Origin of the sequence: Mucilaginibacter ximonensis (assembly GCF_042686265.1) — a bacterium.
GTDB classification, from domain to species: Bacteria; Bacteroidota; Bacteroidia; order Sphingobacteriales; family Sphingobacteriaceae; genus Mucilaginibacter; species Mucilaginibacter ximonensis.
The window spans coordinates 1,016,224-1,040,572 of record NZ_JBHUPD010000001.1 but is presented as its reverse complement, the minus strand read 5'-3'; the positions used below and the strand labels follow the sequence as shown (position 1 = coordinate 1,040,572).

At 43.7% G+C, this 24,349-nt stretch carries 16 protein-coding genes; 6 read left to right on the top strand and 10 right to left on the bottom strand.

The window, feature by feature from the left end; all coding sequences use genetic code 11:
- Positions 1-11: 11 nt before the first annotated feature.
- Positions 12-2,966 carry a glycosyl hydrolase gene (locus tag ACFS5N_RS04650; protein ID WP_377182727.1) on the bottom strand — a complete coding sequence of 985 codons (2,955 nt, stop codon included), beginning with the start codon at positions 2,964-2,966 and terminating at the stop codon, positions 12-14.
- Positions 2,967-3,089: 123 nt separating this feature from the next.
- Complete coding sequence (locus tag ACFS5N_RS04645; RefSeq protein WP_377182725.1) at positions 3,090-4,310, bottom strand: MFS transporter; 1,221 nt, start codon at positions 4,308-4,310, stop codon at positions 3,090-3,092.
- 138 nt (positions 4,311-4,448) lie between these two features.
- On the opposite strand from ACFS5N_RS04645, the gene ACFS5N_RS04640 reads away from it, so the two are divergent.
- Positions 4,449-5,075 (top strand): hypothetical protein, encoded by a 627-nt coding sequence (locus tag ACFS5N_RS04640; RefSeq protein WP_377182723.1) that lies wholly within the window; start codon positions 4,449-4,451, stop codon positions 5,073-5,075.
- On the opposite strand, the gene ACFS5N_RS04635 is transcribed toward ACFS5N_RS04640, so the two are convergent.
- The 3 genes from ACFS5N_RS04635 to ACFS5N_RS04625 form a co-directional block, all read right to left on the bottom strand.
- A complete protein-coding gene (locus ACFS5N_RS04635; RefSeq protein WP_377182721.1) occupies positions 5,076-5,471 on the bottom strand; it encodes a (R)-mandelonitrile lyase in 396 nt (131 codons plus the stop codon).
- A 48-nt stretch (positions 5,472-5,519) separates the two neighbouring features.
- Positions 5,520-5,969: a cold shock domain-containing protein gene (locus ACFS5N_RS04630; protein WP_377182719.1), complete on the bottom strand. Its 450-nt coding sequence runs from the start codon at positions 5,967-5,969 to the stop codon at positions 5,520-5,522.
- Positions 5,970-6,063: 94 nt separating this feature from the next.
- Positions 6,064-6,258 (bottom strand): cold-shock protein, encoded by a 195-nt coding sequence (locus ACFS5N_RS04625; RefSeq protein WP_377182717.1) that lies wholly within the window; start codon positions 6,256-6,258, stop codon positions 6,064-6,066.
- 250 nt (positions 6,259-6,508) lie between these two features.
- Here ACFS5N_RS04625 and ACFS5N_RS04620 point away from each other — a divergent pair, with 250 nt between their 5' ends.
- From ACFS5N_RS04620 to ACFS5N_RS04610, 3 genes are read left to right on the top strand one after another with little or no spacing between them, the layout of a single operon-like run.
- A complete protein-coding gene (locus tag ACFS5N_RS04620) occupies positions 6,509-6,868 on the top strand; it encodes a hypothetical protein (protein ID WP_377182715.1) in 360 nt (119 codons plus the stop codon).
- Between the two features lie 29 nt (positions 6,869-6,897).
- Positions 6,898-7,944: a fatty acid desaturase gene (locus ACFS5N_RS04615; protein WP_377182713.1), complete on the top strand. Its 1,047-nt coding sequence runs from the start codon at positions 6,898-6,900 to the stop codon at positions 7,942-7,944.
- Positions 7,931-8,794, top strand: a complete 864-nt coding sequence (locus ACFS5N_RS04610) for a sigma-70 family RNA polymerase sigma factor (protein ID WP_377182711.1) — start codon at positions 7,931-7,933, stop codon at positions 8,792-8,794. The genes ACFS5N_RS04615 and ACFS5N_RS04610 overlap by 14 nt, the downstream gene beginning before the upstream one ends.
- A 114-nt stretch (positions 8,795-8,908) precedes the next feature.
- Here the strand turns inward: ACFS5N_RS04610 and ACFS5N_RS04605 are convergent, their stop codons facing one another.
- Positions 8,909-10,000, bottom strand: a complete 1,092-nt coding sequence (locus ACFS5N_RS04605) for an AAA family ATPase (protein WP_377182709.1) — start codon at positions 9,998-10,000, stop codon at positions 8,909-8,911.
- Between the two features lie 154 nt (positions 10,001-10,154).
- Between ACFS5N_RS04605 and ACFS5N_RS04600 the strand changes: the two genes are divergently transcribed.
- Positions 10,155-12,347, top strand: a complete 2,193-nt coding sequence (locus tag ACFS5N_RS04600) for a hypothetical protein (RefSeq protein WP_377182707.1) — start codon at positions 10,155-10,157, stop codon at positions 12,345-12,347.
- 217 nt (positions 12,348-12,564) lie between these two features.
- On the opposite strand, the gene ACFS5N_RS04595 is transcribed toward ACFS5N_RS04600, so the two are convergent.
- Positions 12,565-13,623 (bottom strand): nucleoid-associated protein, encoded by a 1,059-nt coding sequence (locus ACFS5N_RS04595; protein ID WP_377182705.1) that lies wholly within the window; start codon positions 13,621-13,623, stop codon positions 12,565-12,567.
- Between the two features lie 65 nt (positions 13,624-13,688).
- On the opposite strand from ACFS5N_RS04595, the gene mnmE reads away from it, so the two are divergent.
- Entirely contained in the window at positions 13,689-15,050 is a 1,362-nt protein-coding gene (gene mnmE, locus ACFS5N_RS04590; RefSeq protein ID WP_377182703.1) for a tRNA uridine-5-carboxymethylaminomethyl(34) synthesis GTPase MnmE, read from the top strand.
- 268 nt (positions 15,051-15,318) lie between these two features.
- Here mnmE and ACFS5N_RS04585 read toward each other — a convergent pair whose 3' ends face one another.
- The 3 genes from ACFS5N_RS04585 to ACFS5N_RS04575 form a co-directional block, all read right to left on the bottom strand.
- Positions 15,319-15,828 (bottom strand): murein hydrolase activator EnvC family protein, encoded by a 510-nt coding sequence (locus tag ACFS5N_RS04585; protein WP_377183892.1) that lies wholly within the window; start codon positions 15,826-15,828, stop codon positions 15,319-15,321.
- Positions 15,829-15,930: 102 nt separating this feature from the next.
- A complete protein-coding gene (locus ACFS5N_RS04580) occupies positions 15,931-19,596 on the bottom strand; it encodes a hypothetical protein (RefSeq protein ID WP_377182701.1) in 3,666 nt (1,221 codons plus the stop codon).
- A gap of 188 nt (positions 19,597-19,784) precedes the next feature.
- Positions 19,785-24,026, bottom strand: a complete 4,242-nt coding sequence (locus tag ACFS5N_RS04575; RefSeq protein ID WP_377182699.1) for a hypothetical protein — start codon at positions 24,024-24,026, stop codon at positions 19,785-19,787.
- Positions 24,027-24,349: the final 323 nt, after the last annotated feature.

Below are 24,349 nucleotides of genomic sequence, written 5' to 3'. Positions count from 1 at the left end.
TGTATGTTTAATTACCTGCTTAACTCGATAGTGACAGGGCCCAACAGTCCTGACTTAAATAAGGGCGAGTTTTTACGATAAGGGTTATAAGTAGTGTACGTGTAATGCTTGCCGGTATTTTGCTCGTCCCCTATAAGCCGGTTGGGCCAGCGGTTAACCACCTCAATTTCGAGTTTATTTGTTGTTTGCAGTGCCTGGGTTATGTTTACAGTCCATGGCGCTGTCCATACTACGCCCAGATCCTTACCATTTAGTTTTATATGCGCCATATCGTGTACTTCGCCTAAATTAAGTAATAGCTTATCGGTTTTGCCGGGTTTGACGACCAGGTTAAAAGTTTTGGTGTAGGTAGCGATCCCTGAGTAATATTTAATTCCATCGTCGGTATTTATTGTCCAGTCACTCAGCGCTGTAAATGTGTTGTTTACGGGGCCACCCCACTTTGGGTCGAAAGATACCTGCCATGGGCCGGTAAGCGTAGCGATATTGCTGCTTCGTGCAATATTTGTTGCAGTTTTTAAAGCCGGCAAAGTTTGTTTAGTAAATACTACAAAAAAGCTTTGGTAAGAAGCAAATTGCAACTGGACTACGGTTTGTCCGGCTATCTTTTTAAATTGCGGCAAAGCGGTGATCTTTCCTGTTACTGCATCCCAAAGCTGAGGCTGGCCTTTAGTGCTTCTGAATATGGCATCGGCGCTGACTGTTTGGTCGGTTTTGTTGGATACGAAATAAATGTCCAAGTTAGCAGTGGCGCGATGGGTATAGCGCAAAGGCGCGTTCGATTGGAAATCTTCAGCAATATTCATATCCTTCAAAATGGCTGCAGTAACTTCATATTTGGGATAAAGATTGTCGAGCTGGCCATCAATAACATATCCCCATATCACTTTGCCCTTGCCGTAGTTGCGCGTAGTCTGTTTAGCGAAATCAATATCATCGCCCCAAATCATGTTGACTAAGCTTTGTATCTGTTTATCGCATTCGGGATAGTTAGATAAACCGGGCGATTTAACAGGTGGCGTGCCAATTACCGTTGCACCGTCTTTTATGAGGTGCCCAATTTTTGTGAGCAGGGCGGGAGTCATGGTTGCAAAGGAAGGGAGAACCAAAATACGATAGCACGCGCCTCCGGGAAAAGTTATATTGCCATTTTTTACCGTGGCTTTATATAACAAACCCGGCGAACATCCGTCAAAATTATAACCGCGCCTGTCAGGGATGGTATCATTGCCGGTAAAGGCAGAAAAAGGCGGACGGAATACATGTGGTGAGCCTTCGGGGTTAAGGTACAGTACGTCGGCCACGGTATTGCCTTGCTGCAATAAATAACTGCAGCGACTTATGTATTGATGATAAGCGCTTACCATTGGCCACCACGTTTGGTTGCGGTCCCAATGTACACCGTAGGGGCCCATGGTTGCACCCGGACGTAGCGAGTCTGGCAAAAATTGATTCTGAAAAGTATGATATACAAATTGGTTTATACCTGCGGCAAATGCCCAGTCGCCCTGGTTTTTCATCGAGCCGGGGTATTGTTTCCAGCTTTCATTGTTTTGGGCAGTGAATGATTCGGCAGGTGTTAATGGACGACCGTTAATGTGTGCTATTGATGTGGCCTCAACTGCGCTAAATGACGAGTTAAAACCAAAGCCTTTACTCCAGAATTCGCTCATCGGTACATCAGCGACCGCGCCCAGCTCCAGGTCGGCGGTAGGGTTCATGTCGTAAGGCTCGATGGATAACACTAACCCATTTTTGTGCGCATATTTTTTTACTGCCTGCGCATGGTATTCAAGTATTAACTCTTGTGCCGTTTGGCGCAGGTCCCACAAAAAGCGCTCGCTGATCTCTTCACTTTCAACAACCTGCCCTGCATATACCGGGTAAAATGGGAGAGGGTCATAACCGCGGCGCCTGATAAATTCAGCACGAAAATGCGGCGTCCAGTTCTGAGAACCCATTTCCCAACTATCCATGTGTAGCCGTTTCAATCCTCCGGCCAATTTTGGGTTAACCCCGCCGGTTTTACGGAGCAGCTTGCCAACGTAACTATCCAGATGTGCATTTAAAGCTACAGTATCAAATTTATCGGCCTCAAACCCCAGCCCCGGTACCGGCGCGGGGCGCGTAATGGCGCCATTGTTACGACGGCCAAAGCGCATGATCGTCCAATTACCCGCAGGAGGTGCCCATTCCAACGTGCCGTCGGGTTTTAAATACCTGGCGACGTCGATAATCTGTTTCTTATCTGCAGCCTCCTTATTATCGGTGGGCATAAATTGGGTCTTAGAAGGTAAATATTGTTTTACATGTGGGGCCGACGAATATGGAGCACGGTAATAAAGTGCTTTTTCGTCGATATCGGCAATTTTCTGGTTTTTTGCCGGTGTGGGATAGGCGAGTACCGCTACATCTTCGTAAAAGGCTTGCCATTCGTTTTTTAATTCGGGCGTAAACGCTCCTTCGCCAAAATAGGGCGCTTTTGGTTGAGGGATTGGTAGTACGATTCTTTCTTTTTGATGGTCTTTAACAATAACCATGCTTGAAACCAACACTTGCATAGATTGCTGCGGCTTAACCCAGGGGCCGCCGCTGCCCGTCCACCCCGGACCGATACCCAGGGTAATTGCAATGCCAAGCCGTTCGGCTTCCTTTACCGCATGTTTAAACAGCTCCTGCCAGTCGGCACTTAAAAAATCTACTTTACCTCTTTGGATTCCTACATTTACCTCCAGGAAAATCACATTACTAATACCGGCTTTCTTCATAGCTTCCAAATCCCTGGTGATAGATTCCTTATTCATATTGCCATCCATAAAATACCAGTAAACACCCGGTTTTGCCGATGCGGGCGGATTAATGAAACCGGCTTTTAAAACAGATATGGTTGGACTGGAAATATTTTGACTATGAACGGCAACGGCGGCAATGCCGAGCAGCGCACTGAGTATAAAGTGTTTTTTCATACGGGTATCGGCCGCATTAAGCCTCGTTATAATTGGTTATGGCTAATATAACCAAATAACAAAGGGAAGGGCAACACCAACTGTCTGCTTTAAGCTTAAGTGGACGGATTGATTTGACAGGGGCTAGTCGACCAAAGGCTGCTTTCGGTTCAATCTGAACAAAATAAACATCACTACAACAGACATCAGTATAAATACCAGATAACTGTAGCTCAGATTATATTCGTCTTTTGCCGGGATAGCCGCTACCACAATATAAGTAAGCAGTGAGAGTATAACATATATCATACCGCCGGTTAAACCGCCCGACATAGCAGCATTTTTAGGGAAACGTCCCAAACAGTAAGTGAAATAATTATTGTAGGTAAAACCCGCCCCGATATGGATAATAAATGCAAAAAATACCATCGCATAAATATTGCTCACGAAGTTAATGCTCAATATCATAATTACTACCGAGAACAGCTGCAACAATATGTTAACGAATAACTTACCAAAGAATGGTTTATGAATTAAAGCCCGGCCGATAAAACCGCCAACCATCCAGGCAAAACCCAGGATAAGCGAACAATAACCGGCAACAACAGGCGTATAACGTAAGTGGTGTTCAATAATAAACGGGCCGGTCATGTTATACATAATTACCATCGAGTACGCGAAACTCAGCATCAGTATACCTAAACTGAATGTGGTAGTTTTAATCATTTCGGCATAAAGGCCGGCTATCTTTTTCAGATGAAACTCGGTACGGTGACGAATGGTCTCGCCGCTATAAATAGCTTCCAAAACTGCTATAACCAAAGCTATAGCCGCCAGGAAATAAAAGTTTGACTGCCAACCAAATGTCGTCTGAAAGTATCCGCCCAGAAACGGAGCCACAATAGGCCCGGCCGACCAGATTATAGTGAACATGCTCAGGTAATGTTTTAATCGTTCGCCCTCATAAACATCTACAAAGTAGGCGCGCTTAGCCACTACAATCATAGCTACGGTTATGCCGTGTATTATCCGCATGGCATAAATAATGTAAATGTTTTTAGTGATGGCGATAACCACACTCGCCAGTATAAACACCAGCAGTGCGCCCATACTGAACCTATAGCGGCCATATGAATCTAATATACTACCCAGGAAAAGCTGTGAAGTACCATAGCTGATCAGGAACAGTGTAAGTGTTAATTGTACCTGTATGCTGCTGATATGCATATCGGCACCCATATTGGGCAATGAGGGTATATAAATATCAGTAGCGAAGCCTGATAAGGGCAGCAAAGCAAAAGCTAACACTGTTGAAATGCGCTGATTTTTGATTTGTGAGGTGGATATAGCAGGTGTAGTGAACATTGTGCCGCAAAGTTAAAAATAGAAACAGCGATGATTGTTGGCTGAGCGTAAAGAAAAGGTTTAATTCGGCGGGTACTAAGCGGCAAACAAAAAATCGTGGCAACGGGTTATCTTAGCACCATTATTAATTACGCTGCCATGAAAATTAACCGGTACACAGTGATCGCTATTTGCACTATCACCTTATTTGCCTGCAAGCATAAAAGTAAAACGTTTAAAGATGCTATCAGGAATGAAAGCGAAAACCATACGGATACCACCCGCGCGGTGTCTGCTACGGTTGCTGCCGACCGGTTAATTGTGCCTGGTAAAAGTATCGGCGGGACGATTCTGGATAGACCGGCAGGTGACGTGATAGCAAGGTTAGGTAAACCTGATTTTTCTGACGCTGCTATGGGTAAGAGTGTGTGTGCGTGGTATGCTGATCATAATAAAAACGGTTACACCACGCATATGTATTTTGCCACTGATATGGGTAATGACGATACTTCGCGCGTTAAAGCTATCCGCGTGAGTTCGCCATCATTTAAAACGAAAAACCAGCTGTATGCCGGCCTGCTGATTACAGACGCGCAAAAACAATATAAACTGGATACATTAGGAACTTTTAAACTTAACGGCAGCAGCCGGAGGCTCTATGATGACAAAGCCGAAGGTATAGCTTTTGACGCCGACCGCAGCGGCAATATTACAGGCATTGCTGTTTACCAAAAGGGGGTAAACGTTAAAAACGTTTATATGGCATTTTTTGCCGAAGTGATGTAATTACAGTTTGTAATCTTCGTCAGCGACATGCTCCAGCCAATCCACAACCTTTCCGTTTAAATTTTCTTGTATGGCAATGTGGCTCATGCCATTAGTTGCTGACGCGCCGTGCCAGTGCTTCTCGTTGGCTTCAAACCATACTACATCGCCGGGGCGTACTTCTTCCACCTGGCCGGCTTCCCGTTGTACCCAGCCTAACCCGGAAGTAATGATGAGCGTCTGGCCCAGCGGATGCGTGTGCCAGGCCGTCCGCGCACCCGGCTCAAATGTTACTATAGCCGCCGCAGCGCGGCGAGATTCGTTTGGATCAAATAAAGAATCAATTCTGACTGCACCTGTAAACCAGTCGGCCGGCCCTATAACAGAGGCTTTAGCAGCATTTCTTGTAATTTCCATATCAATACAGTTTCAATTGATGATGAAATGCAGGTCTAATATTTCAGTTTATAGTTTTGAAACATTTTCTGCACTCAAACCCTTAGGCCCTTTGGTAACAGTGAAAGTTACCTTGTCGTTCTCTTTTGCCTGGTAGGTTAAATTATTCATGTGGAAGAAGACGTTTTCCTGCGTTTTGCTATCGCGTATAAAACCGAAACCTTTACTGGTATTGTAAAAACTGATAATGCCGGTTTTAACAGCATCTTCAGGTTCGTCTATTTGCTTGGGTGTAGAAATCTGTATGCTTTCTACCGATACCTGGCTTGGCTTTTTAAAAACAGGCGGCGTTGTAGTGATGTTGCCGTTTTCATCCACATAAGCCATCATATCCTCTAAACCTTTGCCCTTATCTGAGTTGGTTTTTCGCAGTTCGGCTTTTTCTTTCTTTTCCTGCTGTTTCTTTAGTCGTTTTTTCTCTTTTTCTTTTTTGTTAAATGTTTCGTTGGATTTCGCCATATTATGTTTTAGTAGTATAAAAAATTGATTTGGTTAAAAAACAAAACACCCGCCGCGGAGGGCAGGTGTTTACGCGTAAGTTTTATAGTGACGATTAAATTACTTTTACATTTACTGCGTTTAAGCCCTTTTTGCCATTTTCAACGTCAAAGCTAACTTTGTCGTTTTCGCGAATTTCGTCGATAAGGCCTGTTGAGTGCACAAAAACTTCTGTTCTTGAGTCATTTTGTGAAATAAATCCGAAACCCTTCTGAGTATTGAAAAATTTCACTGTTCCTTCTTTTTGCATTGAATTATTATTTAATAAGTGTGCAAGGTACGCCTAATAGTTGGTATATTTCTACTTTTGGTCAAATAATTAAAAATAAATTTAAATCAACTAATAAAAAGTTAAAAATATTGGTTTTTGTGCAACAATTAAAGATGCTTTACGTATATATGCATACATAACCTTCAAACCCCACTACTTAGATGTTACCCTAAACTGGTTCAGGTGATCTTTAAGCCATTAAATAGAAAAACCGAATCAGCTTAATAATATGAACAATCAACGTGCCCTCGTGGCAGGCGCCGATGCGCAACAACATTTCCTGGACAACCAGGTAAACATCTTTTTATTTGATTTAAAGAACGAAGCCAGCGAGCATGGCTTTAAATTGGGCGAGTCGTGGAATATACAGATGGTTACCGACGATGAAATAATTTCGCTTAAAAGAACCCATTATCCGGTAATATATATGCGCTTAAAGCCGGAGGCGCTTTTACATGTTTATGAGCAGGTGAATATTAAACTGCAAAAGTTTACCAATAAAAGCGACGCTATCATTTCAGAAGCCGACCTAACCCGCGACGGCAAAAACCACCTGGTGGCATTTCCAATTCGCAACTCTCGTAAATAATCCTTTTAACTGTTTAGATCCTACTTTTAATGGCTTTTATTAACGAGGTATTGCAGCCACCTTCATACGGCTGGAAAAACAACCAGGGCGAATTAGTGCGCCCCGCTACTTCAGAAATACTGAAAGAGTTTTTTACGAGATTAAACATATTTAGAGACAGAAAAAATTGGCTGCCTTTTTTTAGCTGGTTTAAAATAATATGCCTGGTACCTTTCCTGGTGTTGTTTATATTTAAATTTTTTTCGTTGTACATGCTGCTCGCGGCATTTATTTACGGAATGATCATCATGGGGACGCACGGCACCGTATGGCACCACCGCTATTGTACACACAGAGCCTACCGTTTTAAAAATCCCTTCTGGCGATTTATTACCCAGCAGCTCACCCTCAATATAATCCCCGAAGAAATTTACGTCATATCGCACCATGTGCACCATGCCTGTTCAGATCAGCCCGGCGACCCTTATAACGCGGGGGCCGGTTTCTGGTACTGTTTCCTGGCCGACGTTAATCATCAGCCCATAGCAAAAAACCTTTGCGAGGCTAACTATAACCGCGTAAAACAACTCATGGCCCATACGGGCGTTAAAGGCAATACCTATAAGCAATATCAATTTTGGGGCTCGTACGCCCACCCAATGCGTGCCATAGGCATATGGTTGTTAAACTGGGCCTTTTGGTTTACCGCTTTTTATTTAATGGGCGGCATTGCACTTGCGGTTTCGCTGTTTGCTGCCGCCGGCATTTGGGCGGTAGGGGTGCGCACCTTTAATTATGACGGCCACGGGCATGGCAAAGACAAGCGGCGCGAGGGAATTGATTATAATGAAAAAGATAAATCAATAAACCAGCTGTGGCCCGGACTCGTTGCCGGCGAATGGCACAACAATCATCATTTATACCCTAAAAGCGCACGCAGCGGTTTTAAACGCTATCAGTTAGATTTAGCCTGGCAATACATCCGTTTTTTATATCGCCTGGGAGTTGTAATCAGCTATCGCGATGATAAATCTTCTTTTTTAACCAAGTATATAAATGTTGGGCCGGTATTGGCCCCTGTTCATGAGACAACTTAAAATAACACCAACCATCACCAACCGCGACAGCAAGTCGTTAGATCAATATCTTAGCGATATTTCAAAAATAGGGATGGTGACACCAGACGAGGAAGTAACGCTGACCCGCTTGATACGCGAGGGCGATCAGGCAGCGCTGCATAAGCTTACACAGGCTAACTTGCGTTTTGTGGTGTCAGTTTCAAAAAAGTTTCAAAACCAGGGGCTAACATTGAACGACCTGATTAGCGAGGGCAATTTGGGCCTCATTAAAGCCGCGCATCGTTTTGACGAAACCAAGGGCTTTAAATTTATATCGTATGCGGTATGGTGGATACGGCAAAGTATCCTGTCGGCCATTGCCGACCAGTCGCGTATGGTGCGCTTGCCGCTTAATCAGATAGGGTCGCTCTCGCAACTCAATAAAACTTTTTCAAAACTTGAACAGGAGTTCGGCCGTGAACCATCTGTCGACGAATTGGCTGAAGCTATGGAAAAAACCGTAGATGTAGTGGCCGATGTAATGAGTAAATCGCGCCGGCAGGTATCATTAGATGCACCCTTTGGCGATGAAACAGAAAATTCGTTACTCGATACCATCAGTTCATCAGGCGAAACAACGGATCATCTGCTTTTACAGGAGTCATTGTCATTCACCATCCGCGATACGCTGAAAACATTGCCCGAACGTGAGCGATCCATTTTAGTACTGTATTTTGGTATCGGGCAATCGCAACCGTCCAGCCTGGAAGATATAGGCCACCATTTCGGCCTCACCCGCGAACGGGTAAGGCAGCTTAAAGATAAAGCGCTGGCCTACCTGAAACAGCACGCCAAGCGGCACGATTTGATCAGGCTGTTAGAGGTTTAACATAAGTGCCGAAATAAATTGGCAGGACTTCGAGGGTGAGGGATAAGGTCGCGACGTAAATAGCTGGGAGGTTACCGACAACTAACGAAATCAAGCCAGGCATTGCAGTTACTATTATCCCGCATCGCGAAACTTATTGACTAACCTAAAAACCGCTGAAATTGATATACCTGTATCATTAGCTATCTGCCGGATGCTGCGGCCTTGTTGATGCAGGTTAATTATTCGACTTTCGAGTGTTTTACGATGCTGCTCGGTATAAGGTATCAGGTGGTCGGCTTCATTAGCGGGCCCGTAAAAGTCAAAGTGCAGGTTATTGTACGGCTTAATAATTTCGCACAGGTAAACATTGCCGGCTCCGTACACCTGGCCGCCGCTGCGTTGTTTAATTTGTTTAAGGTAGCGTATGTTGGGTTGGGTCTGGCTTTCGCCAATGGCAAATGCGCTGTCGGCAAAGTTGATGAGCATTTTGCTGCCCTGCAGGTCATTACGCGTAACGGGTCGTGCCGGGTTGCGTTTAGGCGTATGGGCCAGCACCAGCACCGACAGTCCGTATCGCTTTTTGAGCGATTGCAGATGCTGCATTAAACTTACGGCTGTTGCAGCGGCCTGCGTGCCGCTGCGCAGGCAGGTAATGTTATCAATAATAACCACCTGCGCCTGGCTGTTAATTACCGCATTTTCAAGCGCATTATTGATATATTCATGATAGCTGGCAAAACGGCGCGCCCCTGTAGCATCCGGATTAAACACCACCCGGTAAAAGTTTGGGTGAAACTCGTGCATACCGTGCAGATCGCTGGTGTAGCGTTTGGCAAACTGCGCATCGCTCAGTTCAAAATCAAAATACAGCACGGTACCGGGCTGCTGCTTCATTGCAAAGCGAGGCATGGGTATTCCGCGGCTCAGTGCGTCTCCAATCTGCACCGCCAGGATGGATTTACCCACATTGGTATCGGCAAACAAAATACAAAGCTCGCCTTCATACCAAAAATCGCCAAACAACATGGCGCTGCTATGGCAATTGTCCGTTTTTTGCTGTAAAAATGCGGCAGCAGGTTTAACAATAAAGGCGTCCATGCTGTCCGGTTCGCCGGCGAGCCAATCGTTTAACTGCTGCTCTTGTTTGGGTTTTAGCGTACCTCTGGCCATTTGCCGTATCAGCTCAATCTCGGCGGGCCGCTCGAAAGTGTTGTTATAGTTCATAAAATTTAATGGAATGCTGCAAGGTACAGCGCTTTGCGATAAATTTTGGTGACATCAGTTTGTCAGCACATATCGCAATAGCCATAATAGTTCTTTTAAGCGTAACTCAATGCTTATTTGTCATCTGTCAGGATAATCTTGTAATTTCATCCTTATGAAAAAAGCCGCCGCTGCAATTTACTTGCTTTGTATGACGCTTGCCGCAGTTGCCCAGGTGCCTGACAAAAGTTGGTGGACATTCTCATACCCGGCCAACAGCCCGGCAAATAGCGATTTGCTGAACCTGCGCTACTTAAACGAGCGTTTTGCCGGCGAGAACGGTTTTATTCAGCTAAGCGCCGACGGCAATTATTTTATTGACGGTAAACATAAGCCAATGCGCTTTTGGGCCTGTAACGGCGGTAGCCTGGCTGCGGGATTCAATGATCAACAATTGGACAGCCTGGCTGCTTTCCTGGCTAAAATGGGGGTTAACATGATACGTTACCATGGCGCTATCAATCCCCACGGCAGAAATACACGGTTAATGGATGTGGATACCGCAGAGGCCCGTAACATATGGCGCTGTGTTGCGGCTATGAAAAAGCAAGGCATCTATACAGTAATTTCGCCCTACTGGCCGGCTAACGGGCACATGGGCGGCTGGATACCCGGCGATTGGGGTATTGACGGTTACACAGGCAAAGATGATTTGTGGGAAGTGTTGTTTTTTAATGAACGGTTAAAGAATGCTTATAAAGCCTGGGTAAAATATTTATATACAACGCCTAATCCGTACATCAAAGTTGCGCTGAAAGATGAGCCAGCGGTTGCCTTAATACAGGTTATTAATGAAGATTCGCCATTTTTTTGGACGATGAGCAGCATAAAACCCCAACTGGCCAAAATGGTAGGCGCGCAATTTTCTGAATGGCTGCGCAAAAAATACGGGCCGCAGGCGGATATAAAAGATACCACCGAACTGCTGCCTATTTACAACATGACCAGGCCATCAACGCCGAAGGATAGCGGCAGGCTAAATGACGAGGTTGAGTTTTATGCAGAGCATCAGCGGGCATTTTATGATGATATGGTGCATTATTACCGCAATGTGTTGGGTTGTAAGCAATTAATTAATGGCAGTAACTGGCGCACAGCCTCGCAAAGCCGTTTATTAGACTTGGAGCGGTGGGCCAACAGCGCGGCGGATGTAATTGCGGTTAATAAATACTTTGATCCGCAGCATAAGGGCCCTAATGCAGGCTGGCGGGTAGATCCGGGCGATTTTTACGGATCGCCGTCGGCCTTGAAAAATCCGGCAGATTTGCCCACGAATGTAATACAGGTTGAGGGCCACCCCATGATGGTGACTGAAAGCGGTTGGAACCTGCCCAACAGGTATCAAACTGAGGGTGCTTTGTTGGTTGCAGCTTACGGTTCGCTTACCGGGCTCGATGCTTTCTTCTGGTTCACGCCAACCGCAACTAATTATATGCAGGTGCCTTACTTTACTTTTTTAAATATTAAAGGGCAGCATCCTCTTAATCGGTGGACTACCTCTACGCCAGGCGAATTGGGGATGTTTCCGGCTAACGCCCTGATACAGAGGCTCGGTTATGTTAAGCAGGCCTCTGCATTACAGGAGCAGCGTACGTTAAAAAGTATGCTTAACCGCGATGTACCGCCTATTTTCGAGGAGCAATCGTTTGACCCGAACCGCGATTTCGTGATTGGCGGCAATAAAGATCAGGGAAAGTATTCACCGCTTGCCTTTATAACCGGCAGGGTGTCGGTTATTTATGATAGTAAAAGCGACACGGTAAAGCTATGGGCCGACTTGAATAAATTGACCGATATGAATGCATCTAAGGTTAATTCAATAACCGGGGAGGAGCAGCTTGATTATAAAAACGGAATTTTTATATTGAATACACCCAAAGCGAAAGCAGTTTCAGGTTTTTTAAACAGCAAAAAGACATTTGATTTAAACGAACTGACCATTATGTCTGACAACCCATACGCTACCATAGAATTAGTGAGCATGGATGGGAGAGACGTCGCTCAATCAAAAAAACTGTTATTACAGGTAGGCACTATTTTCAGGCCGAGTGGTTGGAGCGAAGAACCGGCCAATTTTAATAATAACGGTAAACCGATACCAGGTTTCAAAATTACCTCGACGGGTAAGATGCCCTGGCTGGGTATGCCAGCCGAAGGTAGTATCAGCCTGAAAAATAAATTGATCTCTAAAGCCATACAGCTTAATGCTGCCGGGCATGCCATTAAAACGCTCGACTTAAAAAAAACCGCTCATGGTATAACACTCCGGCTCCCTCAGGATGCCTATTATATTTTATTGGAAAATTGAGCCGGGGTGTTTCACCAGAGGTGTTTCACTCAATTTTGGCGAATGTTGCTATTTTGGTTTAAATTGTTGATATTTAATGTTTTAATGTATTTCACCTAAACCTTTACTACTGTTTCAAAGTGTTTCACCCGGTTTTGTTAAACTTTTGTAAATGAGTAATTTAAATGAAATTGCTGTTTCAAAGTGTTTCATATTTTAGTGAAACACTTTGAAACCACTATTGCTCTTCTTTGAAGTAAACTTTATAGTAATTCATCGCGCGGTCGTCGTCAAAACCTTTCTCTATCAGCTTATTGTCGCCATGGATATAAATGTGAAAGTTTTTATCCAACTTCAAAACGCTTTTATAAACGCGCGACTGCTTTTTTACCGCGTTATCAGATATTTCAAAGGTATCGCCAATGCGGGTTTCAAACTCATCCTCATACTGGCTTTTAAAGGTTTTGAATGATTGAATAGCCTGCGGGTTGCTGATCACCTCGTCGGCAAACTCATCCAGGTCGAACGTCTCCTTTTCTTTGAAGTACTTCATGGAGCGGTTTAACAGGTCAATCTTGTCGGCCTTGGTCATGTCAAACTCTTCGCCTATCTTCTCAGTCACAAAGTTTTTGTAGATACCCAAAACGTTGCTGGTTTGGTTAAAACTGTCGTTGCGTATCTTAAGCTGCAGGAAATCATCTTTCCAGTAAACAGCGGCATCCTGTCCACGATTGGCCGTATCTATCACTACCACCTTATAGCCATTTTCTTTCTCGATATTAAATATCAGCACACCTTTATCCAGCTTATTGATGTTGATGGCGTTATCTTCATAGTCGACCGCAAAGCCTCCTTTATCCGGATAAACTTTCAGGTACGTCTCTTTATTTTCTGATTTGAAAATACCGATTGCATCCAGTAAATTACCCTCTATCTGTACATCATTAAAATAAGCTACGTACAATTCGCCCGGTTTTATATTCGGATGATTGGATGAATTGTACAGATGCCTGGCTAACTGCTCAGACATTTGATGGAATTTTTCCTTATCCTCAAATATTTGAGATACAAAGTTGTGAACCTCGTTTAACGCCAGGTCGCCGCTACTATGCGTCAAGTGGTAAACCTCAACAGCCTTAGCAAAGGGTGATAAAAAATATTGCTTCAATATGCCTGAAATTATTTCATCTTTGAGTTCAAGCGGATTATCTGACAAGCTGTACATTTCGCCCTGTGCCTGGTTGCCAACGTGATGTACAGAAATAGTATCTAAAGAAGCTTCGAATGCAGTTACCATAATTGACGCGCAATTTACTTTTTTAGTTTGGTACTGCTGCCACTAATTTGCGACCTTTGCTGCCCATGACAAATACAGAAGAAACTATTGTTGCTTTAGCTACACCCTCTGGCACGGGCGCCATAGGCGTTATCCGGCTGTCGGGTCCTGATGCCATTATCATCGCCAATAGCGTATTCAAAGGGAAAGATCTGACTAAGCAGCCTTCGCACACTATTCACTTTGGTACTATAGTGGATGATGACACTATTTTAGACGAGGTATTAGTTTCGTTATTCGTCGGGCCAAAATCGTACACCCGCGAAAACGTGGTAGAAATATCCTGCCATGGGTCGGCCTATATTATTGAGTCGATCATTAAACTACTCATTAAAAAGGGAGCCCGGCTGGCGAAAGCAGGGGAGTTCACACTACGCGCTTTCCTGAATGGCCAGATGGATCTGTCTCAAGCGGAGGCGGTGGCCGATTTGATCGCTTCAAATTCAAAAGCATCGCAACAGATTGCTCTCCAGCAATTGCGTGGCGGTTTCAGTAACCAGTTACAAGAACTTAGAGAGCAACTGGTTCAGTTTGCCTCATTGATTGAACTGGAACTGGATTTTGCAGAAGAAGATGTAGAGTTTGCTAATCGCGACCAGTTGAAGAAGCTGATTCATGATATAATCAAAGTAATCGCTGCATTGATACAATCGTTTGAGCTGGGTAACGCTATTAAACAGGGCGTAAATACCGTAATTGCTGGCCGACCAAATGCCGGTAAATCCACATTGCTAAATGCGTTGCTGAATGAGGAAAGAGCTATTGTAAGCCATATTCCTGGTACTACCCGCGACACCATTGAAGAGGTGCTAAACATTAATGGTATTAATTTCCGGTTGATAGACACAGCCGGTATTCGTGAAGCTAAAGACGCTATCGAGAAGATAGGAGTTGAGCGCACTATGGAAAAAATAGCGCAATCGGCTTTGGTAATTTATGTTTACGACGCAGCTGTGCTAACAGACGAACAATTGAATAGCGATTTAGCAAAGTTACAGCGAGAGGATGTAACTATTTTAACCGTAGCCAATAAAACCGATCTGTTGTTACCTGAAAAAATTGAAGCACTTAATCAAGCCAATATCGTCACAATATCTGCCAGGGAAAAGACGGCTATTGAGGAATTACGTTCAAAAATATATCACTCTGCCATAAAAGAACAACTTGATGGTAATGAGACGCTGGTAACCAATATCCGCCATCTTGACGCTTTACAAAAAACAGAAAGTGCATTAGCCAACGTATTGCGCGGAATTGACGCCGTAACCTCCGACTTTTTGTCGATGGATATTAAACAGGCACTTTACTACCTGGGCGAGATCACAGGGGCTGTAACCACCGATGATTTATTAGATAATATTTTTAGTAAGTTCTGTATCGGTAAGTAAACGCGTGTCACACCTATCACTTGTTTTAATTTGTATTAGTAATCAATAGGTTATCTTTTGTCTGGTTTCTAAGCTTTTCATTTATTTGCCTTAATTTTTGTTACTGTTGTTACCAGCCAAAACGAGTAACAAAAACGAAGGTCGGATGTACTTTTCATACGTTTTCATTTCTCATCGTTTTGATGTATTTGTTTCATCAAAAGTAACATTGAGAAGTAAGGATAACCAAGATAGATTGTCTTATTATTTAGATTACTCCCCGCCAGTATTAAAATGACTTGTAACTTAAGTTTTGTAAGTCTTTGGTCGGATCCGTCAAAAAACCGCCAGTGTGAAAAATAGCAAGGGATGTGGGTGACCTTAGTCCGGTCTTGTTTAAAATGCACTCAAAATGCAGTTGAATCTTATCATAAGGTTTTACTACCTCTGCTAACACATTTCCTGAAGACCGTTCATTTTTACGAAGATCAGCCATATAACCTATTAATTGGCCTGCGGTTACTTTGTCCCCCAATTTAACCAGTCCGGTGCTCGCATTTGTTGCCAGATGCGAATACTGGCTGTAGTTGCCGTCTCCATGATCGATCACGATGGTATACCCATATCCGGTTGAGCTCGTTCCGTTCATTTTTGCATAGGCGACAGTTCCGCTATTTACTGCGTAAACGGAATAGGTTGATTTATCCATTGAACTTTGATTGGCCACAATATCAACGCCCGAATGCGTCTTACCCTGACCCCGGGGTGCGCCATAGGCACCCGGGCCACCGCGTAACAGAGAGAACGAAATATTGGTTGGGGCTTTTTGTGAATGAAGCCGGTATTTACAGAACCGTAAATTGCCAGTAAAATAAACAAAAATGTACGCATCATATTATGGTTAAATTATCTGATAAGTGAATGTTAAACGTCTGCTCATATCGTTACGTGGGTTATACAATTGATATTTACCGTCATTTTGCTGCATAGTGAATGAAGGTTCTGTTTCGTAAATCTCAAACTCTTCCAGGTATATACTTTCTGCTCCGAAATCAGCAATCGATTTTTTGAGAGTTGCGGCATCCTGTCCAGTTAGTTTTATAGCGAGAACCGGAGTTAGGGTTTTATTATGGATATACATGTCAAAATTTCCCGTTTTGCGCTTTTCCAATATCAGGTAGCGTTCAACCCTCTTAAGCGGCAAGTAACTTACGGTTTCAAAAGAATAGGTGCTGGTATTGATCCGGATAGTCGGCATTAATTGGATAGTCGGTACCATTTTTACCTTGGAGAATCGGTAGTCAAATTTTTGGTCCACAGCGATGGAATTTGCCTGGTATTTGCAAATGGCCAGCTTTAAAAAGGGGAAATAAAAACTGATATCCTGCATATCGATCAACACGTCGCAATAGAATTGTTGTTTTTGAAGATCAAAAGCGACGTCAAAAATAGCTGCGGTCAGCGATGTGAATGAAATAACAGGAGCCAGGGGAGCGGAAAATTCCGATTCACTTTTTTGAAGCAGCCTGGAATCAACTTTGGCCCATTTAGTGGCTCTAAAAAAACCTTTAGTTATGCCCGCTGTAGGTTTGCCATCGCTGGCTGTTATCGGGTCCTTCCCGAATTCCGATATCAGGTTTTCCATTTCATCACTGACGGTATTTGAATCAGGGAGATATAAAACCGCTATTTGTTCGCTATCCCCCGTTTCAAACCAATCGTCATTGAAATAGATACGGATGGTAGAATGGCTACGCGTCACCAAAGGGTCTGTCAATTGCCAGTCAAAAACAGGCATAGCAATATTGATGTCCGGGACGGAAGGGGTCTTTGAATTCTTTACTACGCGCGGTCCGTTGAAATGACCGGTTACGGTAAATTCAGTTTCATCAGGAAAATAGTCCTTATATCTTGAAGTTGCTTCCAGCGAATAGCTGACGTTATGGAATTTTGTATCCGGGAATTGGTTGGCGAGCCCGTTGAACGCGTTTAAAAAAACAGCCGGATCATTATCTGTTTCTAATTTAAGGTGTATGCTTGTTTTATCATCCGGCATATTGGAAAAAGAAGTGATGATTTTTTTATGAGTTGTTTTTTTTCCATCCGGTCTGGTCCGGTCTACGCTTATTTCCTCATACTGAGCAATCAGTTTGAAGTTAGCGGCAGTAGAAACCGGGAAAAGAAAATCAGTTGAGTTTAAACGGAAAACACAATTGGTCGCCAGTGGAGACCTGTCAATCACACTAAAACAGCTGATATCTGGTTTTTCGATAAACCTCACCGCACCAGACAGGCTTTTAACGACAGGTTTTTGAACAGCATGGACAAAGAGTAAATCTTTCGGCGTGGTGATATCGCCGGCGATATTAAAGATCGAGAGCCCGGGGTATCCTAAGGGTTCCGGTGAAACGGTACTCTTAATCGATGCTTTATAAATAGATCCCGGCTTTAGTTCAATTTTTACCACACCATTTTTAACCGGATTGCCTGTGTCATTGTGGTCCAGCATTATATCATTGGTCGTTTTTTCAGATCCGGATAAAAGTAAACTGAAAAAACGGCGTTTCAGATAAAGAGAAAGTTTGAGATGTCCCCAAAGGTCAAAACTTCTTGTACCGAGCGTGGTCGTTATTTCGGCATTTTCTACACAGGGGTCGGTGATAAACGGGAGTTCCTCGAAAGCATGGAACAACTCCATATCCTGGTCTATGTTATTGTATGCGGCTTTCTGGAAAATGTTTCTGTGGTTATCCAATTTGGCGATGATACCCTCCTCATCGGGTCGGTCAAACGTTCCGTGCAGTTCAGCAAACTGATAGGTTACCCTTGGCGGACAAATAACCCTTTCGCAGTCAGGTCCGGTTAACAAGCTATGCCCATGCACCCTGGTTTTGATCACCAGTGTGTTTAAGTTTTCACCAAAATGTTCCTTTTTTAGTACTCTTTCATAAAAAGTACGGTCTTTTCCTTTTTTTGAACTGAGTTTTTGCTGATAAATATTTTCCGTATAATGTAATTCCGGCGGGTTGACATGTTCAAACCTTTTGTAATAATCACTTGCTACTACAAAGTCGCCTGGCTGTTCTTTTCCAACAGGTGTTGGTGCATCTTCCAGTTGAGGACCGTTGCCACATATATCAACCATTCGCAACCTGAAAAAATAAGCCAACCCGAAGCGAAGCGGGATTAGACTAGGTAACATATTTTTATACGGCCTTATATTTTGAAGTTGCAAATCATTAAATTCGTGGTTTATTGCCGCTTCTTCTTCCTGAGGGTAGTTGCCAATATGCGGGCAGGTAAGGCTCCAGTTATTCCAACGGAAAAGCTCAGCGTCCACGTATAATTTGCCGGATTTACCCACCTGTGCAGACTCGGCGATCCAAGGTTCATCGCCGTAATTTCTCACGATAAGTTCGGTTTTTGTTTTTTCGGCATCCGGGGATTGGTCAATGTAATAGTCAGCGGTACGAAAACAAAGCGACGCAAATTTGCTACTGTTAAAATGCCCGTCCTTATTGGCAACGTCAATTCTATACCCGGCATCAAGATGGTGCCCCCAGATAATGTAATCATCAATATTCGCGGTTTCATTATTAACGCCATTCACATTGAATGTTTCAGGGGAATTTGCCGCGGCTGACAATAAAGGCGACGTTCCGGCTGTGGCAACGACGACTGAAAGACCTATTCCTGTCGAATTGGTTTCGATATTTTTACCGTTATATTGCTGTTGAAACGCTACGGCTGCTTTGTTGTTCAGGTCGTTATCAGAGTTATTACTGATCAACTGTGCCAGTTTGCCTTTGATCTGTTTATCATCGATCTGTGAAGCACTAAAGCTGTAAAATTTATTGGAAGGGTTGCCATTGATAAAACCATCCCGGGTCTCATAATAACTTTTAGACAACAACTGACTGTACGCGTAAGCGAAATTCTTATCGTAGGCAGTATACGGACATTTGAAGTCGATCTCATTAATAAAACCGGCCCATTTTTGATAGGCTTCATCGCCCTCCTTTGCATGAGGAAAGCTTTTCAGCACGTCTTCCGGAGAAGGCATGGTCAGTTTGATAATGTTGTTACCCGGAATTAATCCGTCAGTATCTTTAATACTGAAATCATAGATCCAACCCATAGCCCGCAAGAGGTCGGGGTGATCCGCGAGCATAGACATTTTTCGGTGAAACTCCTCGTTTTCCTTATTCATGATCTTTATTTCGTCAAAAGACTTGTTGTTTTTTGCAACGTCTTTGAGCGATTGAAGATGCGCTTCAACCGATTGTTCAACAAGGCCGATCTCACCGGCGGTGATACCCTTAGGCCGCACCAGATGGGTAACATGTTTTTTGGGTGGGCCTTCATCGTAGATCCAGCCCTCTACCGGCGTATCCGCTTTACAGATCAATGGCCAGATGTCGTCCGAATAGATCAGTCTGTCGGGGAACTGCTTGTTTTGCAGGTTTTTTTCGGTTTCGTTAATCAGGCTATCCGACGCTGTGTTTGTCGAATTTACCGTATAGTCGGCTGTGGTACCGTTAATTACCGGAGTTATTTTTCCCACCATAACCCGCAAAGGGCATTTTGTGAAAAAATCGTAAAATTTATGCCAATAATAAATTTGATAATAGTCTTTGATATGACCGGAATCAGGCAGCCTGGGTGTGATGAAAACAGAAAAACAATATTTTCCATTCCCCGATTCAAATTTGTTCGGTACGATAGTGCATATAAGCTTTATGTTCTTTCCCATGATTATGATCGTATAAATGAGTTCAGGTATTCGTTCCAGGTCGTTTCAGTATAGACATTTTTAAACGCGGCTGCGTTATCAGGCAGGCTGTCTTTTGTCGTCGTATTGATATTCTTAGGAGTAGCTGTTTGTTCCTTTCTAAGCAAGTCCTGAGGGATAATCAATTCTGGTCCCGCATCGGCATAATAAATGGGCTGTGATGTTTTATTTACAAGGGATGCCTGGGAATTAGGATCGATCCGTTTGCCACCCGTTCCGGCTATTGTTTTGCTGTAACTTAAAGTAAACGATTTTTTAAAGAACCCGATCTTGATGGAGTAAGACACAGATGCTGATCCGGTCAGCGAGGCCTGTCCGCCGACATTTTGGTATTCCATGATAAGCAGGAATGTAACGCTTACGGAAATAAAACCGAAAACGGTCACGCCGCCACCGCAGATCAGATAGCCGTCAAAAATAATGTCCCCATCCCCGTAGTATACGAAACGTATTCCCGCAAAAAGGTATACATAGCCGGAAGCTATGCCCAGGTTGATACCAAGGTATCCGCCGAATTCGAGGCTGGAGTCGATCTTTTGTATGCTATCTGGCGTGGCGGTAAGCTGAAAATGCCCCCGCCCACCGAATATGCCCACGGAGATCAGGAACTTATCAAAAGGACTGTTGATTCCAATGGTGGTTGATATCGGTTTTATAGCACCGAATGTTGGTAATGGTATATTTAACCCGACATCAAATTTGATATTGGTAAAGTTAAAGCCGGGGCTTTCTATGCCGGGCAGCGCGAATGCATACCCGATGCTTATGTTTGCTGCTGACAGGTTAACGTGAAGACCTGTTCCTGGTATCTGGATGGCCTCCGCGAGTTTGGCAAGAAATTCCAAAGGGCCGCCAAAGGAAATATCATCGATTTTGACCGTCGTGCTTTTACCCTGGTTTGATGCCGATACTTCGAGTTTATTGAACAAAATGACGAGCACATCCGCTGAGGAAACACGTACAGATAAAGAAAAATTTGATAGCCGGGTAAAGGAAAGGGCCTGGTGCAGGTCTTTGGTACTTTTTTCTAAATAAATCTGTAAAGATGTTTTCTGGCCCCTGTTTTGGGCATAGAAGTAGACCACCCCAAGATCTTTATCGACTATTTTATCGGTGATGAAATTATAAACTATTTTATCAGGGTAATTGGTAAGGCGCGGCATCTCAAAATCCACGCCCAATATATCCTTTAGCGAGATACTACCCAGGATCTTAGCTTCCAGTGCTGCGAAATAAGCTTCTGGTTTTATGGCTTGAATTTTTTTCCACTGTTCTTTTGCCGTATTGCTGATAAACACGAGGTCATTATATTGCTCCTGTATCTCGTTTTTATAGGCTTTTAGCTCGGGGTATTGTTGTAAGATATCGTTTACCAGTTTATCTGAAAGTTTCTTCGGATCTTTTAAGTAGGTGAGGTATTCAACAGGGATTTCCGGGTTAATATAACCACCCATGTCCGCTGATATCTGTCGAATTTTCCCGTTCACAGCCGCTTTGGCGCTGGTCGTTAATTCGGCAAAAACCCGCGAGGCGTTTTTCTCGACCTCTAGTTGTTGCTGGTCTAGCTGATTTTTTAAATAATCCTGTGCGTATTGAATATTTACCGGTATCTCTTCATTGACCAATTTGTTCAATGAACTAATGAAAACACTGGCCTGCTGTAATTGCGGCATAGCAGCATACTCATGAAAAAAATCAATCTGATTATTGATATCCGTTTTTAACTGCCCGTTAAAAGCCATCCAGTTAGCCTGAAGCATCGAAAGTTCTTCTTTTACCACACCCAGCTTCTTGTCCGTTTCTGTCTTTAACTGCTGCTCGGCCGTCGTTCTGAAGTCTTTGACGGCAAAACCGACTTTTTGTTTATAGGTATTAATCAAATTGGGGATGTCTTTTTCCAAGGCCTGTATTGCGCCCCAATTGGTATAGAGCTCGGTATAGATCGTCAACGGTACACCGGCTATGTTAATATTGTTGAGTGACCGCAGATCGGCGTAGGTCAGGTCAGTTGACCAGGCTAAAAGCTGTGTTTTGAGCGGCGTAAGTTTGTGTATCACCCGGTCAGCACGCGGATCAGGTAATGGTGGTAACAGATCTATTTGCCCGATCTCATTTTCAAGGGCGGTAAAAGCCGGGATCGCGACCCTTGCATCAAAAATGTTAAAAACAGCTGCTCCGGGAGCGGCCAATGCCGAGATAGCATCTAACTTTTGATTCAGCGTGTCGATCTTGCCACCCAAATCTGTTTCGTAGGTTTTAAGTCGGTCTTTGAAATTTGCCACAGCAGTCTGGACAGATTTGTTCAGCTCAGACGCGACCAATAATGCCTTTATCCGGTTTAATTGTGTAGCTGGTTGGAAAGTTGTTGTCTCCAGGTCTGAAAGACGCTTACTGATCGCGGAAATACTGGTTTCAAACGCAGCTAATTTCAGATTCAGGCTTTCCAACTTATCGCTGCTGAAAAAGCTTTCCAATCTTTTGATATCGGCCGCTCTTAAAACGGGTGTGGCCAGCTTGTTAATTCCCTGTATCGTTTCCAATGGGATCAGTTGCAATGACTTTTTATACAACGTGACATTTCCCTGCCAGTCCACTCCTTTGTATTGAAACTCTACGTTTTCTTTGTAGTTCTGTCCGTCGGTACCTATACTGATCGCCTTGGGAATAAAAGCCAAGACCGCGTTGGCAGCATCCGTAAGTGCCTCCCCCGGGGTATTATAGTTTGCGGCAGATAGTGGAGCTATTCTTTTAGGCTGCGTGTCTAACACATAGATCTGATTAAAGGGCGATGCGAACTTGGTGACTAATTTGCCACCGATATGTTCATTCGTATGGTTGCGCAGGTCTTTGCTGATTTCCAGCGGCATTACATACTCCCGGTAATCCAAATAAGAAACCCCTTGTTTGGTTCTTCTTTTTGTTGTTTTGATATGCAGGTATTTATGTCCGTGTTCTTTTTCCAGACACAAAGTAACCACTTCAACTTCTTCATCCCTGCCAAAGGATATTAACTGCTTCCATTGGTATAAATTGATCTTGTCAGTATCGATTTTATCGTTCTTGAATTCAATAAATGTGGATATGCCCAACGGTGAAAATATCAGCTTATTCGTACGGGCGACAATTTTGTATTTGATGTAAAGTTCGACAAGATCCTTCCGGTCGGCTGCCGCAGGTAAAATACGATAAGGTGCGGCTGTGGTAAAAATGGCGTCGACCCCTTGCGCGTTTGGGTGGTCAGGAGAACCGATCAGCATTAATTCGATTTTACCGATAACAGCATCCGCTGTGTCTACATGATTATCTTCATCTTTCTTTTTTTCAAAAGATCTGCGCAAGGCCAGCAATCGGAGATAGTCCGGGTTCTCTTCGATAGTTAGTGAGGCTGTCCAAAGTTCAGCACGGAAGGTTTGCGGAAGCTGGTGTGAGCGGGTATAGACCGGTGGGGCTGAAAACTCCCAACGGAACCTAAACCTGTCCTGGTCGGGTAATTTAGGACTCAAAAATAGCCGCCACGGCGCTTCAATAGCGGTTACCGGATCGCCATAGGCTTTTGGGTAAGCGTCGTAATCATAAGCATACACGCCGCCTTCACCCGCGGAGCTGTAGTTTAATGGATATCTATTTTCATAGGATATATTCGCCCCGTCTTCAATCTCAATGTCAAACAAAGATTCGGTCATGTTTTGCTTCACGACAAGTTTATATAATGACGTGTCGTTCCAGTTCATCAGGCTTTCCTCCGTCAGTAATATCTTTTTTTTGTTTTTTTCATCCGGGAAAATAATCCGGAAGACCAGATAACTATAACCAGCGATTCGCGTAACCGCTGTCCATTGGCCCGGACCATTATTATCGTTAAATACTGCACCATTCGGGGTATAGGACGCGTCATAAGACTGTTCTGCGATATGCTGCTGCGGAAGGCGCACGATCATGAAGGACTTCTGTTCCTGATAATTGAAAATCAGTTTTCGTTTCCGGAAGATACATTGATCCCTGTAGCCAACATTGACAAAATAAAAGTCTATGTTTAATAAATTCTGCCATTTTGAAAGGCGGAAAGCATAGTCGATCAACGTCGTCACCTTACCGGCAGGGACATTAAACAACTGTGCCAATGATCTCGCGACCGGCGTTGCCGAGATGACGGAAATTGTTGAGGTTTTAATAAAATCCCTGCGGTTAAAGTCAGGCTGTTTCATAAGATCGCAATCAAGGTTTAAGGTAATTGATTCAAGGGGGGCAAGTCATCGGTGGGGGAGCCGCCGCGCTATCCCGACAGTTTAGTGATAGCTTTCCCGGAATTGATGGCGAAAGCTGTGTAATTAATGAACAGATATTGATTTTTCTTGTGGAAAGGTGTGGTCTTCATTTATTGTGACAGGTTTATGAAAAACAGTTAATATTTAAGCTAATCAACTGAAGATTATCGCTTTATGTGATACAATAAATTTAAGTATTTTTATTATTTAAATCTAATATTTTATTTATTGTTGCTAATCCTGAAAAGAAGATATGATATAAG

Coding starts and splice junctions, on each gene's coding strand:
- ACFS5N_RS04645 (WP_377182725.1), bottom strand. CDS start 4,310: ATGTTCACTACACCTGCTATATCCACCTCACAAATCAAAAATCAGCGC.
- ACFS5N_RS04625 (WP_377182717.1), bottom strand. CDS start 6,258: ATGCAAAAAGAAGGAACAGTGAAATTTTTCAATACTCAGAAGGGTTTC.
- ACFS5N_RS04600 (WP_377182707.1), top strand. CDS start 10,155: ATGAAAAAAGCCGCCGCTGCAATTTACTTGCTTTGTATGACGCTTGCC.
- ACFS5N_RS04650 (WP_377182727.1), bottom strand. CDS start 2,966: ATGAAAAAACACTTTATACTCAGTGCGCTGCTCGGCATTGCCGCCGTT.
- ACFS5N_RS04620 (WP_377182715.1), top strand. CDS start 6,509: ATGAACAATCAACGTGCCCTCGTGGCAGGCGCCGATGCGCAACAACAT.
- ACFS5N_RS04595 (WP_377182705.1), bottom strand. CDS start 13,623: ATGGTAACTGCATTCGAAGCTTCTTTAGATACTATTTCTGTACATCAC.
- ACFS5N_RS04610 (WP_377182711.1), top strand. CDS start 7,931: ATGAGACAACTTAAAATAACACCAACCATCACCAACCGCGACAGCAAG.
- ACFS5N_RS04575 (WP_377182699.1), bottom strand. CDS start 24,026: ATGAAACAGCCTGACTTTAACCGCAGGGATTTTATTAAAACCTCAACA.
- ACFS5N_RS04605 (WP_377182709.1), bottom strand. CDS start 10,000: ATGAACTATAACAACACTTTCGAGCGGCCCGCCGAGATTGAGCTGATA.
- ACFS5N_RS04630 (WP_377182719.1), bottom strand. CDS start 5,969: ATGGCGAAATCCAACGAAACATTTAACAAAAAAGAAAAAGAGAAAAAA.
- ACFS5N_RS04635 (WP_377182721.1), bottom strand. CDS start 5,471: ATGGAAATTACAAGAAATGCTGCTAAAGCCTCTGTTATAGGGCCGGCC.
- ACFS5N_RS04615 (WP_377182713.1), top strand. CDS start 6,898: ATGGCTTTTATTAACGAGGTATTGCAGCCACCTTCATACGGCTGGAAA.
- ACFS5N_RS04580 (WP_377182701.1), bottom strand. CDS start 19,596: ATGGTGGGAAAAATAACTCCGGTAATTAACGGTACCACAGCCGACTAT.
- ACFS5N_RS04640 (WP_377182723.1), top strand. CDS start 4,449: ATGAAAATTAACCGGTACACAGTGATCGCTATTTGCACTATCACCTTA.
- mnmE (WP_377182703.1), top strand. CDS start 13,689: ATGACAAATACAGAAGAAACTATTGTTGCTTTAGCTACACCCTCTGGC.